The organism is Amazonocrinis nigriterrae CENA67, assembly GCF_016056305.1.
GTDB lineage: Bacteria > Cyanobacteriota > Cyanobacteriia > Cyanobacteriales > Nostocaceae > Amazonocrinis > Amazonocrinis nigriterrae.
The window spans coordinates 26,485-41,120 of sequence record NZ_JAECZC010000016.1; the positions used below are offsets into that span (position 1 = coordinate 26,485).

Consider the following 14,636-nt stretch of genomic DNA (forward strand, 5'->3'; position numbering starts at 1 on the left):
GTATGGCGGTTAATCTCAACATTCAAGCTGATATCATCGATATTAAAACTGATACTCCACAGCAGGATGATATTTTTCTTGTAGATACCAACGTCTGGTTTTGGCAGACTTACACAAATGCTGGGTTTGTTGGTAAAGCCTCCAAATTCAGCAGTTATCTTAAATATATCAACCAAGCTCTTGTAAATGGAGCTCTACTAACCTACTCTGGGCTGATATTGGCGGAGCTTGCTCATATCATTGAGAAAACAGAGTATGACATTTACATACAGTCTCATGGTCATCTGCCACTTAAAGAATACCGTCATAATTATCCAAATGAACGGATGAATGTTGTTGCTGAAGTTCAGTCAGCTTGGCGTCAGGTAAAAGCACTTGCTGCTCCTATTAATTTGACAGTAGATGATGCAACAACCGATGCAGCATTGAATCGATTTCAAACTCAAGCTGTTGATGGATATGATTTACTACTCCTTGAAGCTATTAGCAGAGCAGAAGCAGGGAAAATTCAAATCATTACAAATGATATGGACTATGCTGTTGTCCCAGGTATTGAGGTATTTACAAGCAACAACTATGTCATTCAAGCAGCTAACTTACAGCAAAAATTAGTAGCTAGCAGATAGAGGAAATACAATAGACTTCTTGCATAAATATTTTTTTGTCTCGCTCAAAGGCGAGGCAGCGCGTCCGGTCAACAGAACGAAGTTTTGGTTCAGCTTTTTCTGGTAAAATCACAAATACATCAACACTATCGCCAATCTCAGCTTTGGGGATTTCAATTTCTATTTTGTTTCCTGTTAAAACTTGGGTTTTGATGCTAAAGCTGGTTGCATAATTTATTCCACCTTAAATATTGATTACATCTTCGTAAATATCTGCCATTGTCAGCTTCAAGCCAATAGAATCTAAACGTAAGTCGTCATCTTTACCTAAAATTGTGAGTGACCAATTTCCTTGATCATCTTTGCGATAAACTTCTACTTTGATTTCCTCTTGGGAAACCAATACATATTCTCGCAAGCTTTCAATATTTTGATAATTGAGTCGTTTTTCTCGCTTGTCTATAGTTTTAGTGGAATTTGATAGCACTTCCACAATTAAAGTTGGACGAGTTTTAAAGTACCTTTCTCTATCATTTGGGTCACAGGTAACTAAAATATCGGGATAATAGAAGATATCAGCCTTTTGCACCTTGAGTTGAACTTTCATGTCTGAAACGAAAGCACGACAAGGAGTCCCACGTAGATGAGGACGTAGTAAAGCATAAATATTCCCTGCAATGAGATTGTGTTCTTCACTAGCGCCAGCCATTGCGAAGACTTCACCGTCTACATATTCGTGGCGAATTTCGCTAGTTTGTTCTAGTTGTAGGTATTCTTCAACGGTAAGGAAATTAACTGCGGATTGCATAGCTTTTCTCCTATGAGTTTTATACTTTGATTACATCTTCATAAATTTCTGCCATTGTCAATGTTAAACCAATAGAATCTAAGCGCAATTCATGATCTTTTCCTAAAGTTGTCACTGACCAATTTCCTTGAGCATCTTTGCGATAAACTTCTACTGTGATTTCCTCTTGAGAAACTAATACATATTCTTGTAAGCTTGCTAAATTTCGGTAGTTAACAAGTTTTTCTCGTCTGTCTGTTAGTTCTGTGCTTGGTGATAGCACTTCTATAATTAAGCAAGGATAATTCAAGCTAAAGCGGTCTTGGTCGTCGGGGTCGCAGCTGACGATGACATCGGGATAGTAAAATATGTTTTTATTTTGATTGGCAAGTTGTATTCTCACTTTCATGTCAGCCATGAAGACGCTACAGGAACCACCACGCAAATGAGAACGCAATTGTGAGTAAATGTTTCCGGCTATGAGATTGTGTTCTTTGCTACCGCCGGACATGGCGAAAACTTGACCACCAAGATATTCGTGGCGAATTTCGCTGGTTTGTTCTAGTTGGAGGTATTCTTCAACGGTGAAGAGGGTTATAGGGGACTGCATAGATTTTCCCTCAATATTTCTTAATACTGTAGGCGAGATTGTTCTTTTCTCTATTGTCTTACAGTCATAGAGGGCGGCGACGCGATCGCCTATTGAGAATATTAGAAGAAAAATTACTTATAGATTATGAATGTAAGCAATATATCAAAAGTTTAAAATAATCAATTATGAATGCTAGTTGTTTAACCATCAAAGAACTTACCGATGCAGTTGGTGGTGGTATTACTCCACGCATGGTACGACACTATCATCAATTGGGGCTGTTACCGCAACCAGTGCGATCGCAAAGCAACTACCGCCTTTACACTCAAAAAGATGTCATCAGGTTGCAACGGATTGTAGCACTGAAACAGCAAGGGTTCCAACTCAACCACATCCGCCAAATTTTAGAGGTGGAACCAGAAGCAGACACTGCAACCTTAACAGCACAACTTCAGCAGCAATATCGCGCTGTCATGCAGCAAATTTCCCAACTACGCCAAACAGCATCAGCACTCGAAGGATTATTAGGACGCGATCGCCATTGTCAAATTATGCAGGCTGAAGTGCTGGCACAACTCAAGTTACTAGAAGTTGAAACCCAAGCGGGATTGGGAGGATTAGAAAAACTTTGGAGTGGCTTGGATGCACAAGTTCACACACATTCAGAAGCTTTTGTTGAATCGTTACAACACTTGTTACCTGATTTATCTCAACGTTCCGAAATTGAACAACACCTGATTTCACAATTGGTTTTGGCTTGTGGTGATGTTAGCCTAGTGTCCTTTGTCAGATTGAGTCAAGATGCGATCGCAGCCAGTCGAGAAGCTCTCAAGTCAGAGTGTGATATTTTTGTAGATATTCCCACAGTTGCCGCTGCATTGGATCAAACTCGGTTAGCTCACTTAGGCTGTCAAGTCACAACTTTAATTGACAATCCCCACGTCACCACAGCCATAGAAGCAGAACAGGAATTTTGGCACACTCAGAAATGGCAGGAAAAATTGCAGCAAATTACCAAAGGATGTGTGTTAGTAGTTGGCTATGCACCCTCAGTATTGCTGTCAGCTTGTACAGCCATAAATAAACAAAAAATTCAGCCTGCATTAGTGATTGGAATGCCCATTGGCTTTAGCCATGCACCCGCAGCTAAGCGACAACTCATGCAACAAAAAACACCGTTTATCACAATTGAAGGCACATTAGGAGGTGGTTTATTAGCTGCTACTTCCCTCAATGCCTTAGTTGAGTCATTGATTGAAAAGCCACATTGCCATTGTTATTTGAAAGACAATATAGTTCCAATTTGAAAAATGATTGCGACAGATAGATTGATTCAAACTCAGACACAGAAGGCAATTTTCAATCCAAAATCCAAAATTCAAAATAATATTAGCCGTCTTAATTCTCATGATAGACTAAGCTAGATCATTTGTTCTCTAGTTGAGATGGCTAGTCTACCACATCCTATCCAATATCAAGGCAGCAAGAGAAATCTCGCTGCGGATATTCTGAGATTTCTACCCAACAATGTGGAAAGGCTAGTAGAGCCATTTTCGGGAACTGCTGCCATCAGTATTGCAGCTTCTTCTAGAGGAATTGCTCAAAACTTTTGGCTGAATGACTTGAATAAGCCACTGGTTGAACTACTAAAGTTGATTGTAGAGAAACCAGATGAAATAGCGGATGCCTATGCAAATATATGGAACCAGCAGCATAATAATTCTGTAGAACACTACTTTCAAATCAGAGATAGGTTTAATAAAACTAACGATCCAAAACTTTTCCTCTATTTGTTGGCTCGATGTGTAAAAGGGGCTGTTCGGTATAACTCTCAAGGATTATTTAATCAAAGTCCTGATAAAAGACGAAAGGGAACTCAACCTGAAAAAATGAGGAAAAATATAGAAGGAGTTTCCCAACTTTTAAAGGGTAAATGTCAATTTACATGCTTAGATTATCGAAAAGTCTTAACTGAAGTTGATATTAGCGATTTTGTCTATCTAGATCCCCCTTATCAAGGCGTTTGTGGTGATAGAGATTTGAGGTATTATGCCGGGATAAATTTTGATGATTTCGTTTTAGCTCTTAAACAGTTGAGGCGAAAAGGGATAGCATTTGCAATTAGCTACGATGGCAAACGAGGCAACAAAATTTTTGGTAACGAATTACCTGAAGAATTAGGGCTTAAGAAAATTGAAATTGAAGTCGGGCGATCGTCTCAAGCAACACTTCTTGGTAGAGAAGAAATAACTGTAGAGTCTCTTTATTTGTCATCCAATTTAACAAGCTATATTAGTAAAGCACATAACCAGCTTACTTTTTTGAAACGGCATGGACAGTTCTCCACAGCTACCCAATGATTTTATAGAACTGTGCCGAGCAGTGACAGCCAAAAGACCAAAAGCTGTCATAGACCATATCCTGCAATATGGCTTTGTGACAACAGAGGATTTGAAGCAGAGATATGGCTATAATCATCCTCCCAGAGCAGCTAGAGATGTTAGAGAACATGGCATTCCTCTCGAAACCTTTCGCGTAACAGGTAGTGACGGGAGAAGAATAGCAGCCTATAGATTTGGTGACATCAGCAAGGCGAGATTTTCTAGATTGTCTGGTAGGACAGGTTTATCGAAGCAAATAAAAGACGAACTTATCAACAGATATGGTTGTAAGTGTTTTATCTACTTAGAGGAAGTTGATAAACGTGAATTACAGATAGATCACCGGATACCTTTTGAAGTTGACGGTGAACCAGAATTGGAGCCAGAAAACTTCATGCTGCTTTGTGGTTCTGCCAACCGGGCGAAATCTTGGTCGTGTGAGCATTGCGAAAATTGGAAAACTATCAAGAATAAGTCTATATGCTTGTCTTGTTACTGGGCATACCCAGAGAACTACAATCATATTGCAATGCGCCAAGTCAGAAGAATAGACCTTTTATGGCAAGGAGATGAGATTGAGATTTATGAAAGATTGAAACAACAAGCTGATAGGTTAGACAAAGATATTCCTGAGTTGATTAAAGAAATTATTGAACGAGAAATTAGACAAAACGGCGACGGCTAAAACTGCATTATTGTTCTGAAGATTGCTGCTGTAGTGGAATCGTAATTACAAATTCTGCCCCTTCTCCTGGTGCTGAAAAACACTGTAATTGCCCGCCATGTTTGTTGACAACAATTTGGTAGCTAATTGACAATCCCATACCAGTACCTTTACCTACAGGTTTCGTAGTGAAAAAGGGGTCAAATAAATGTTGACGTACTTTTTCGGTCATTCCTGGGCCATTGTCAGCAATGCGGATAATTACCTGCTGGTCGGCTGTGAGTTCAGTACGAATGCGAATGTAGGGAGTTGGGAGTTGGGAGTGGGGAGTTGGGAAAGAAGCATTCCCCACTCCCTCCTCCAAAGCATCGATCGCATTTGTCAATAAATTCATAAACACCTGATTAATCTGTCCAGCGTGACAGACTACCCGTGGTAAGTTGCCATATTCTTGGATTACTTGGATTTCTGGCTGTCCTGGTTTCGCTTTCAGGCGATTTTGCAATAACAGCAAGCTGCTATCAATACCTTCGTGGATATCCATTGGCTTCATTCCATCTTCATCCACGCGAGAAAAGGTGCGTAGAGATAGAACTATCTGCTGGATACGTTTAGCCCCTATATTCATAGAATCTAGGATTTTGGGCAAATCTTGGCGAAGAAAATCTAAATCAATCGCATAGATGTGCTGGTGAATCTCAGGTACTGGTGGGCAGTAGTGTTGTTGATAAAGTTCTAGTAAGGAAAGCAAATCCCTAACATATTGACTGGCGTGGTTGATATTACCGTAGATGAAATTAACGGGATTATTGATTTCGTGGGCAATTCCTGCTACCAACTGTCCCAAAGAAGACATTTTTTCTGTTTGGATTAGTTGAGCCTGGGTTTGTTGAAGTTGCAGTAAAGTTGCTTCTAGCTGGTTTGCTTTGTCTTGGGCTGTTTGGGCTGTGAGGCGACTTTGGGTATACAGTTTGGCTTGATCGATGGCGATCGCTATTTGATCTGTAACTGCTTGTAGCAATTCTACTTCATCGTCTAGCCAAGGTCGAAAGCCATTACAATAACCGCAGCTAAATGCACCAATTTCACCAGATTGAGTATGTACTGGTAGTGAGATAAAAGCAGTAAAGCCAAAATCGCTCAAAAACTGCTGTGTCATGGAATCACTCACAGTCTCAACATCATCAATGCGGATGATTTCTTTGTTCAAGGTTTTGGCGGCGATGAGTTCAATTTCATCAGAAACGACTTGATCTGTCAGCAGACAAGGCAAGATGGAACTTTTTGCTTCGTATACACTTTCCCACTGGGGCGAATCTGTGTTTTGGCGATACCAAAAGAAGACGCAGCGATCTATCTCGAATAAGTTGCGGATTTCTTGGACTGCGGTTTCTAAAATACAATTGAGATCCAAGGAAGCTCTAATTTGACTAGACAGACGATTCAGCAGGGCTTCTCGTTGAGCGATCGCTCTAAATTTAGCTTCTGAATGGCTGATTTCCCTGACAATAACTATAATTTGCCGCTCTTGTAATGGAAATAATCTAGCTTCAAAATTTCTATTTCCTTCTGATAGCAGTAAGGTATATTGAAAACTAACTAAAGTTTTGGTTTCAACTACTTTATTGATTGATTGTTGAAATTTAATTCGGATATTTGGCGGTAGAAATTCTAGAATTTTCTTACCTGCAACAACTCCTTCTAATTGATGTATACTTTGAATTTTGCCTGGTTTATAATCTAGTATTTTTCCATCAGTATCGATACGAAAATATAAATGAGGCAGCATTTGTAACACTGCTTCAAATTCTAAAGTTTTTTGGTGTAACTGTTGTTTAGTTTGTTGGTGTTCTGCAATTTCGGTTTGCAGCCGCTTGAGTGTATTTGTTAATTCTGTTGTGCATGTCTCGACTCGGATTTCTGATTCAGAATTTGCTTTATAGGCTTGGTATTGAAGGATTGTGGCATTTTGCTGTATTTCTTCCTCAAACACTAGAGTTTCTGCGATGGCATCTTGCAGCTTTTCAGTAAACACTTTTATCTACCTGCTTTGCTGAAATTTATTTTTGATGATTTTTGTTATATAACGTTTTAATATACAGTCTTTATCGTAAATAAATTATTAAGTTTTAATTTATGCTGATACTTCATCCTCAATAGAGGCTTTAGTAATTATGACTCTGATTGACGTAGAGATAATTCATGAATTGTCTATACAACCAAAGTTATAAATTTGTTGTGGAATCATTTGAATCTGAATTTCAGAAGCACTAAAAACTTGATCTAATTTTGAGTTAAATTTCTCATAATTAAGCCAATAGAAAACACATGGCTAAATTTTTACTAAATTTATAAATTCTGTATCAGGCAGGGAAAAAGACTGTAAGACAGTAATAGTTTAAGAGGATTTTTCCAAGTAGTTATTATGGCTTGATTGTAATCAAAATTGAGTTTAATACTATTTCAGTGAAGTTAAAGTTAATTTGTTTGGGATTTCTATTTGTTTATGTTTAAAATTTCATAAAGAAGACATAAAAATTCATAAATTTATGTTGAAGACAACCAAGTAAAATCCCCTAGGAATAAATTCTTAGGGCAGGGTGGTTTCATACGAAAAAAGAAAAATATGAAAGCCTCTATTTCTCGTTTTGAACCATAGATTTTGACCCCTCTCCAAACCTCTCCCCCCGTGGGGGAGAGGCTTTGATACCTGGTTTTAATTTTTCTCTGATGGTATGAAACCACCCTGCCTCCCCGTTTACCTACGGTGTACACACAAGTCTTGAAATCCTACCCAAAACTTGGTTTCATTGCCCTATTCCTAAAATTAAGGGGATAAATGAAGTTTCCAGTTGCCCAAAATTTGGGCATTTATAGGGGCTAAAAGAGTTGAAACCTTTGCTGGCTATACTTGTGTGTACACGGTAGCCCCGTTTACGGGGAGGGGATTAATACTATTTCACTAAATTAATGATACAAATAATTTCTCCTCTGCTCCTTTGCTCCCCTGCCCCTCTGCTTGCCTAAATGTATCAACTTTAAAGTGAAACGGTATAAGGGGTGGGGTAAAACGACTGTGGAATAAGCTTTTTGACTTAAGTTGACACCAATGGGCTGTCCAGCCCGCACCACAAGAAAATTGATTGCAACAAAGCCGTCTCTACATTTAAATTTCTCATAGATGACAGTCATCAGGAGCCAGTTGCATGGGCGGGTTTCCCGACTTGAGCTTTCCTGGCGTTCATCAGTCATCTGCGATCACAATTATGTAGAACAGCTGATCAACTCGTTGTACCAAGGACTGCTAATCGCATTTTTTGTGTTATAAAACTCACAGAAATTTATCTTGGGCGGAAAAATTCTCTATGGAACCAGGAAAACTGGAATGCTTTAAAGAGTACGGCGAATTTATTCTCCAGAAAATAGACTCAGTGCCTGCTTATCCCTCTCAACAAGCAGATTGGGTGCCGGCAAGCCTTGATGACTGCCTGGTACGCCTGCGGGAAACTGCCCAGAAAACTGTAGAACTTGCGACTTCGGCTGTCAAAATCGGTGTGATGGGAGAATTTAGTAGTGGCAAAACTTTACTTTTAGGCAGCTTGATTGGATTTGCCGATGCTTTGCCAGTAAGTGAAAATCCGACTACAGGTAATATTACAGCAATTCATCTCATACCGCAAGATGGATTTAGCACGACTGCGTTAGGTAACTTTACTGTTGAGTATCTTTCTCACGATGGAGTGGATGAGTGCCTTGGCTTCATGTTGAGCGAAGCAAGCCAACGTGCTATAGCAGCAGGACTCACACCAAGGTCTGTATCAAATCTTGACATCGGTAAAGATGTTATTGGCTGGTGCGAAGAATTATGGAACAGCAGTAACAATTTAGAACTACGTTATTTGCTGCGGGAGTTGGTCTTATTTGTGCGTGCTTATCACGCCTATGGTGAAGCGCTTTGTGGTGGAAGATATCAGATTGATGCTACTACAGCTCGTGAAGGGTTACAGTTAGCTGAACAGCCAATGGCGATTCAAACCCTCAGCTTTGCAGATTTACCTTCCGGTAATATTCGATTACCGAGTTCTCCTCAAAGGCTGGCTGCAAAGCTGTTACAGAACAGTTTCCCCCTAATTCGCCGCATAGATATTGAAGTGAAAATCTCACGGGAAATTTGGGATGTCACGGATGCTTCGGAATTTGTTCTCCTTGATTTTCCAGGATTGGGTGCTGCTAATTCTGGCGCTAGGGATACATTTTTATCATTACGGGAATTGGCAGAAGTCCAGACAATTTTAGTATTGTTGAATGGCAAATCTCCGGGAAGCGATCGCGCCAATAAAATCTTCACGATGATGCAGCAGCAGCGACCGGGACAAGATTTGAAAGATTTAATCTTAGTTGGTGTGGGGCGCTTCGACCAGTTACCCTTAGATAGTGAAGGCGGTGAAAGAGAACTCGACCAACTCATCGACGATACCGCAGCTAACATTCCTTTGCATGAGGATACTGTTTTCCAAAAATTGAAAGTGCTGCAAACCACCATCGATGGTGCAAATGCATTTACCACCCACAAAGACCGCATCGTTTTACTATCCCCACTATTGGGACTGGCGGAATTAGCCAAACGTTCAACTACTGTCAAAGCTGGTTCACCAGAATTTTTAGCAAATTTGGATTATCCTGATTACCTAGAAAGGTCGAAGCGGTTGCAACAAAAGTGGGGAAGGTTAAGCGAACGGCTGTTAGAATCAAATGCACGTAGCCATTTAGGTAGACAATTAGGTTACTTTGCTCAAGATGGGGGTATCGCCAAGCTACGAGAATTAATTCAAAATCATGTTGCTACTCACGGACTGAAGCAACTACATGAAGATACTCGCAGAGCTGCCGACCATTTGCGTCAACAACAAAATATCCTAGAAGATATTATTGCCGAAATTCACGAGCAAGGCATACCCACCGGAGATAGTCCAGCTTTAATTGAGTTGCGGACTGCTATTGAAAATTTAGATAAAACCTACAGAAACTTCCAAAAAGATTTAGGCAAAGAACCACTCAAAGACCGACGGGGAGAAGTCGTCAGCGATGTGGTGAAAGATGAACTCACCTATAAAATTATCAATTGGACTCAGTGGACTTTACTATTTAACAAAGCTCATAATGGCGCGATCGCTCTTACCGAATCGAAGGGTGCAGCTGGTAAACTATTTGATCGTGGTAATAGAGTAAATACTGCTATTCCCACTAAAAGCGATGATTTTTACCCAGCGTTTGCCAAGACTGTGGCAGAACTAGAAGAATTTGCCCGCGATCGCATCCGGCAAGCAGTGGTAGACTTGTTGAGTAAATTATCCAACCAAATAGCCCAAGAACGCGACCACCTCAAGACAATTCTCAACCCAGAAATGGAACAAGAAATTGAAGCTGCATTTAGTGGGGAAGAAGCCGACTTATTTTATAAGTTGCTGCTGGGTTGCGATCCTAACCAATGGAAAGAAGCAATCATTTCGGAAATTAGCAGCACAGACAAAGCAATTTCACCCGAAGTCATGTTTCCCTTGGCGCGTCAAGATGAAAAACACAACATTGGGCAAATCTTTGACTGGGCACCAGAAAGAAGTCAAGGGTTAAGTAGATCCACAAATCACCAGCTTTTCGTTTTGCGGTTGCGGGATGAAATCACAGCCAGCGCCAGCTTACATCTTGTGCAGTATGTCAGCGAAGTCAATCAGCGAGTCAATGCTGAACTTGAGGGAATTTTAGATCAAATTGTTCCCACTTTACAAAATATCTCCAAAAAAGAAGAGTTGCTGAGATATCTGGCGGGTAAAGACTCGCCAACTGCGATCGCTATTCCCACCTGGTTACAGATTCTCTCACAAATCACCACCATTTCTCACTCAGATTTTTCTCGATAAAGTTGCTGGATAGGGAAGGGGGAATTGGGAATAGGGAATAGGGACTGGGGAATAGGGACTAAGTGAGGTTTTCTCAATCCCCGATACTCAACAGACCTCTTGCAAAAGTCGTTCTTAGCGTTCTTTTCTTTGCGTCTTTGCGCCTTTGCGTGAGACAAAAAAGATTTATGTAAGAAGTCTAATACCCAATCCCCAGTACCCAATCCTTAATCCCCAATACCCCCAACCAAGGAAAAGATGAAATGCCTGTAGAGATTCGACTTTCTCCTCGATTTCAAGTGCGTGTTTACAAAAAAGAATATTTGGAACTTCCCAAAATTCAACTTGTGGCTTCTGGTAGTAATATTCCTCACATTTCGCGTATCATTTGTAGTGTGAAAGGAATACCAAGCGAAGTAGCAGCACAAATTCAACAAACATATAAACAATTCCACTCAGTTACACCAAAAATTTCTCAAATCGGACAATTAGAACAATATCCTTGTAAACTAAAGCAACCTTTAACTCAACCAATAAACTGTACTTTAAAGGTAATTGTCGAGTATTTTGATTCTGACTCTAGAGGAAATCCACTATTATCTAAGCGCAAACAAATTTCATCTTCATGTCATCTTTGGTCAGCACCAATTTATGACCAGCAAACAATCTCAACGGATACTACAATGAATCCTTTTCAATTAAACAACTCGATTGAGAAACAACCAAACGAAAAACAACAAAAAAGATTTCCGGGATGGTTCGCCCTTGATTTTGGTACGTCCAATTCTACAGTGACACTTTTCGATCCCATTGAAGTACCAATAGCGGAAATTTTACCAAAAGAACAAGAATTAAGATTACGCGATCGCTTGGCGCAATGGCTAAGTTCTCCCGCCTCGGTTGCTTTACCAAATGTCAGTGCTGCTGATTGGGAAAAGTTTCTCGCTGATATTAGTAAAAATTTAGAAATCGAACCCAATCGCTTGAGTGAAATTTTTACCAGTGATCACAAAGAGCGATTTTTAGAAGCAATTCGTCAAATTGAATTGTGTTTGGGTAATAGCGATCAATTTCGGCGGGCGGTGAGCAAAAAGCTATATCAAATATATCATGAAGTGTTCCGCGTCCCCACCCTAGAATCACAAAATTTAATTCCTGTTGTCTTAGATATTGACCGCCGCAATACAGAAGTACCAAGTGAGTTAGAAATTGCTCGTTTGTCAGAACTACAACTCAAGATGGGTAGGGAAGCCAGGGACAACAGAAAAAAAGCGATCGCCCAAGGTACAAGTGCTTCTTTAAAGGAAATTATCAGCAGGTTTCATCATTCACCTAAACGTTATTTTGGTCAGGATCGAACTTTTCCGGTAACTTTGGATGGTGAGGAAGAAACAATTAATGTTAACCAACTAATCCAAGCAGCTTGGGGACATTTAATTGAATTAACTGAAGATTACCGCCAACGGGCAAAACGCAGATTTTCTGAAGGTGAATTTCTCACAGCAGTTGTTACCTATCCCACCGTCGCGCCACCAGTTGTTCGCAAAGAAGTTAAGGAACTAGTTGAAGAATTAGGCATCGATGATGTCCAAACTGCTTATGATGAAGCCGTTTCTGTAGCCATCTTTTTCTTATGGCGAGAATTTGGTGGTAATTTGAATATTGGCATTGAATCTTTTAAAACTCGTTGTCGCCAAGACGGGAATAAATGGTCGCAAAATGTTCTGGTTTTAGATATCGGTGGCGGCACCACAGACTTAGCTTTAATTGAACTGACTTTAGAAGATAAAACTCCTTTCTTTGCCGAAAATGAAGACCGGGGTTTAGGCGGACGTTACTATAAACTCACTCCCAAACTGTTAGGTTCTTCTGGACATTTACAGTTAGGCGGTGAGTTAATCACCTTGCGAATTTTCAGATTATTGAAAGTTGCGATCGCAGACTTTTTATTAACAGCAGTTTCGAGAGGTGATATTGAAAGCGAAAAGCTAGAAGATTTAATTAACTCCGAGTTAAACGAACGCTTCTTAGCACAAGGAAAATATCAAAGCGGCAGTCTAATCAAATGTTTAGATAAAGAGAATCCCGAAGGTGATGCTGCTTATAAAGATGCCTTAGATACAGCCGAAAAAGTATTACCAACTCGTTGGCAACAAGCACCCCAACGCTTGCAAACATTTTACACCCTTTGGGATCATGCAGAAGCAGCCAAACTCAAACTCGGACAAAAGCCACCCGCTGAAAATTATCCGTTAATCTTCAATCTTTCTGAACAACAAATTTCCGAACTGCTTACCCAAAGCGGCATAAAATTCCAAGTAAAAAACCCTGAGAGTATCTGTGTTACACTAGATAATCAGCAATTTGAACGTGCTGCGGCTTCAGCAATCAAAGAAGCGATCGGCATTGCTAAAGGATTGATGGAAAGTCGTTTACGTCCTCAAGATAACAATATAGATGCGTGGAATACACATAAAGTTGATTGGTTAATTCTTTCTGGTAAAACCTGCAATCTCGACTTAGTGCAACGCCAAATCTATCAGGAATTTAGCAACTCTCCTTATTTCGTCTGGAATCCAGAAAGGATTACCTTTGTATTAGAATTTACCAAACTAGCCACCTCAGCAGGTGCTTGTTACGCAGAGAAATTGCGAAGATTAAGATTCGACCCCGAAGAATCCAAAGGATTGTTGCGTAAAGGAGCCAACCAACTAGAAATTGATGTTAAAAACTTATTTTACTATCTGCCGTGTAACTTCAAACGCAAAACCCAAAGCAACGATTTACTAACAATCTTCAAAGCTGGACAAGAACTATATCAACTTGCTTACTGGGAAAATGTAGCCAAAGTTCGTACCCAATGGCAAGGTATACAATTGATTAATATTATTTATCGTCAAGACTATGAAGATGGAGATTTGCGACTTTGGGGAAGTTTCGACGGTAAAAACCTCATGGAAAAATTGGGGATGGAAGAAGTAGAGTTTCTCAAAAAAATTAAAGTCCAATTTGAGATTGATCAAACACTCCAGTTTAGCGTATTGTTGTGTCAAGGAAATCCCCATTATTGGATTGATGTTCCTGGTATTGATGTGGGTTCAGCCTTATCAGCAGCTTCAGAAACATCAACGCTATTTGCTGATGGTAAATTAAAGTGGAATATTGCTGTAGAACGTCCTCAAAAAGATTTAAATGATGGTGATATCGCCATCAATGTGATTGAGTCTGCAACTGTAGATCAACCAGATGCCTATCATTTAGTATTTGAAGTAGACAAGGATGATAGTAAGTTTTTGCAACAATTTCATTATCTACGTGATGGCGCACCGGAACCAGGAAGCGGTTTAATTAGTAATTCTTTACCCCCCTTTCCCCAAAGTGGTCAGCACACCTTCTATATTTATCAAACAGATAGTGAAACTAACACGAAAAAATGGATACGTATTGGCGCACTCAGCAAACCAGAAGTAACAACAGATTACCCTTGTCAATATCGTGTCACCCTTGACAACAAAGGTATTTTGCGTATGCACGCCGGGGAAGTGCCATACTGGACATCGACAAGTTTAGAATGTCTCAAGCAAGAAGGATGCGTTTATCGCGCTGAATTAGAATTGCAACCCAACGAAGTTGATAAGGAACGCGATCCGTTTTGCGGGGTACATTAAAAGAATTACCTCACGCAAAGTCGCAAAGACGCAAAGCTTTTC

9 protein-coding genes are annotated in these 14,636 nt (G+C 40.0%); 6 read left to right on the forward strand and 3 right to left on the reverse strand.

Translation table 11 applies throughout. The features are described from left to right. Positions 1 to 2: 2 nt before the first annotated feature. Positions 3 to 626: a hypothetical protein gene (locus I8748_RS11285; protein WP_198124673.1), complete on the forward strand. Its 624-nt coding sequence runs from the start codon at positions 3 to 5 to the stop codon at positions 624 to 626. A gap of 223 nt (positions 627 to 849) precedes the next feature. Here the strand turns inward: I8748_RS11285 and I8748_RS11290 are convergent, their stop codons facing one another. Further along, on the reverse strand, positions 850 to 1,413 hold the full coding sequence (locus I8748_RS11290; protein ID WP_198124674.1) for a Uma2 family endonuclease: 564 nt from the start codon (positions 1,411 to 1,413) through the stop codon (positions 850 to 852). Positions 1,414 to 1,432: 19 nt separating this feature from the next. Then, positions 1,433 to 2,002 carry a Uma2 family endonuclease gene (locus I8748_RS11295; protein WP_198124675.1) on the reverse strand — a complete coding sequence of 190 codons (570 nt, stop codon included), beginning with the start codon at positions 2,000 to 2,002 and terminating at the stop codon, positions 1,433 to 1,435. Between the two features lie 167 nt (positions 2,003 to 2,169). On the opposite strand from I8748_RS11295, the gene I8748_RS11300 reads away from it, so the two are divergent. The 3 genes from I8748_RS11300 (at position 2,170) to I8748_RS11310 (ending at position 5,050) form a co-directional block, all read left to right on the forward strand. After that, positions 2,170 to 3,291, forward strand: a complete 1,122-nt coding sequence (locus I8748_RS11300) for a precorrin-8X methylmutase (RefSeq protein WP_198124676.1) — start codon at positions 2,170 to 2,172, stop codon at positions 3,289 to 3,291. A gap of 138 nt (positions 3,292 to 3,429) precedes the next feature. Beyond that, positions 3,430 to 4,344 carry a DNA adenine methylase gene (locus I8748_RS11305; RefSeq protein ID WP_198124677.1) on the forward strand — a complete coding sequence of 305 codons (915 nt, stop codon included), beginning with the start codon at positions 3,430 to 3,432 and terminating at the stop codon, positions 4,342 to 4,344. After that, on the forward strand, positions 4,316 to 5,050 hold the full coding sequence (locus I8748_RS11310; RefSeq protein ID WP_198124678.1) for an HNH endonuclease: 735 nt from the start codon (positions 4,316 to 4,318) through the stop codon (positions 5,048 to 5,050). The genes I8748_RS11305 and I8748_RS11310 overlap by 29 nt, the downstream gene beginning before the upstream one ends. Positions 5,051 to 5,057: 7 nt before the next feature. On the opposite strand, the gene I8748_RS11315 is transcribed toward I8748_RS11310, so the two are convergent. Next, positions 5,058 to 7,064 carry a sensor histidine kinase gene (locus tag I8748_RS11315; RefSeq protein ID WP_318781209.1) on the reverse strand — a complete coding sequence of 669 codons (2,007 nt, stop codon included), beginning with the start codon at positions 7,062 to 7,064 and terminating at the stop codon, positions 5,058 to 5,060. A 1,330-nt stretch (positions 7,065 to 8,394) separates the two neighbouring features. On the opposite strand from I8748_RS11315, the gene I8748_RS11320 reads away from it, so the two are divergent. Together I8748_RS11320 and I8748_RS11325 are read left to right on the forward strand one after the other, a co-directional pair. Next, a complete protein-coding gene (locus I8748_RS11320) occupies positions 8,395 to 10,947 on the forward strand; it encodes a P-loop NTPase family protein (protein ID WP_198124679.1) in 2,553 nt (850 codons plus the stop codon). A 242-nt stretch (positions 10,948 to 11,189) separates the two neighbouring features. Continuing rightward, positions 11,190 to 14,594, forward strand: coding sequence for an acetate and sugar kinases/Hsc70/actin family protein (locus tag I8748_RS11325; protein WP_198124680.1), 3,405 nt, complete (start codon positions 11,190 to 11,192; stop codon positions 14,592 to 14,594). Positions 14,595 to 14,636 lie beyond the last annotated feature (42 nt).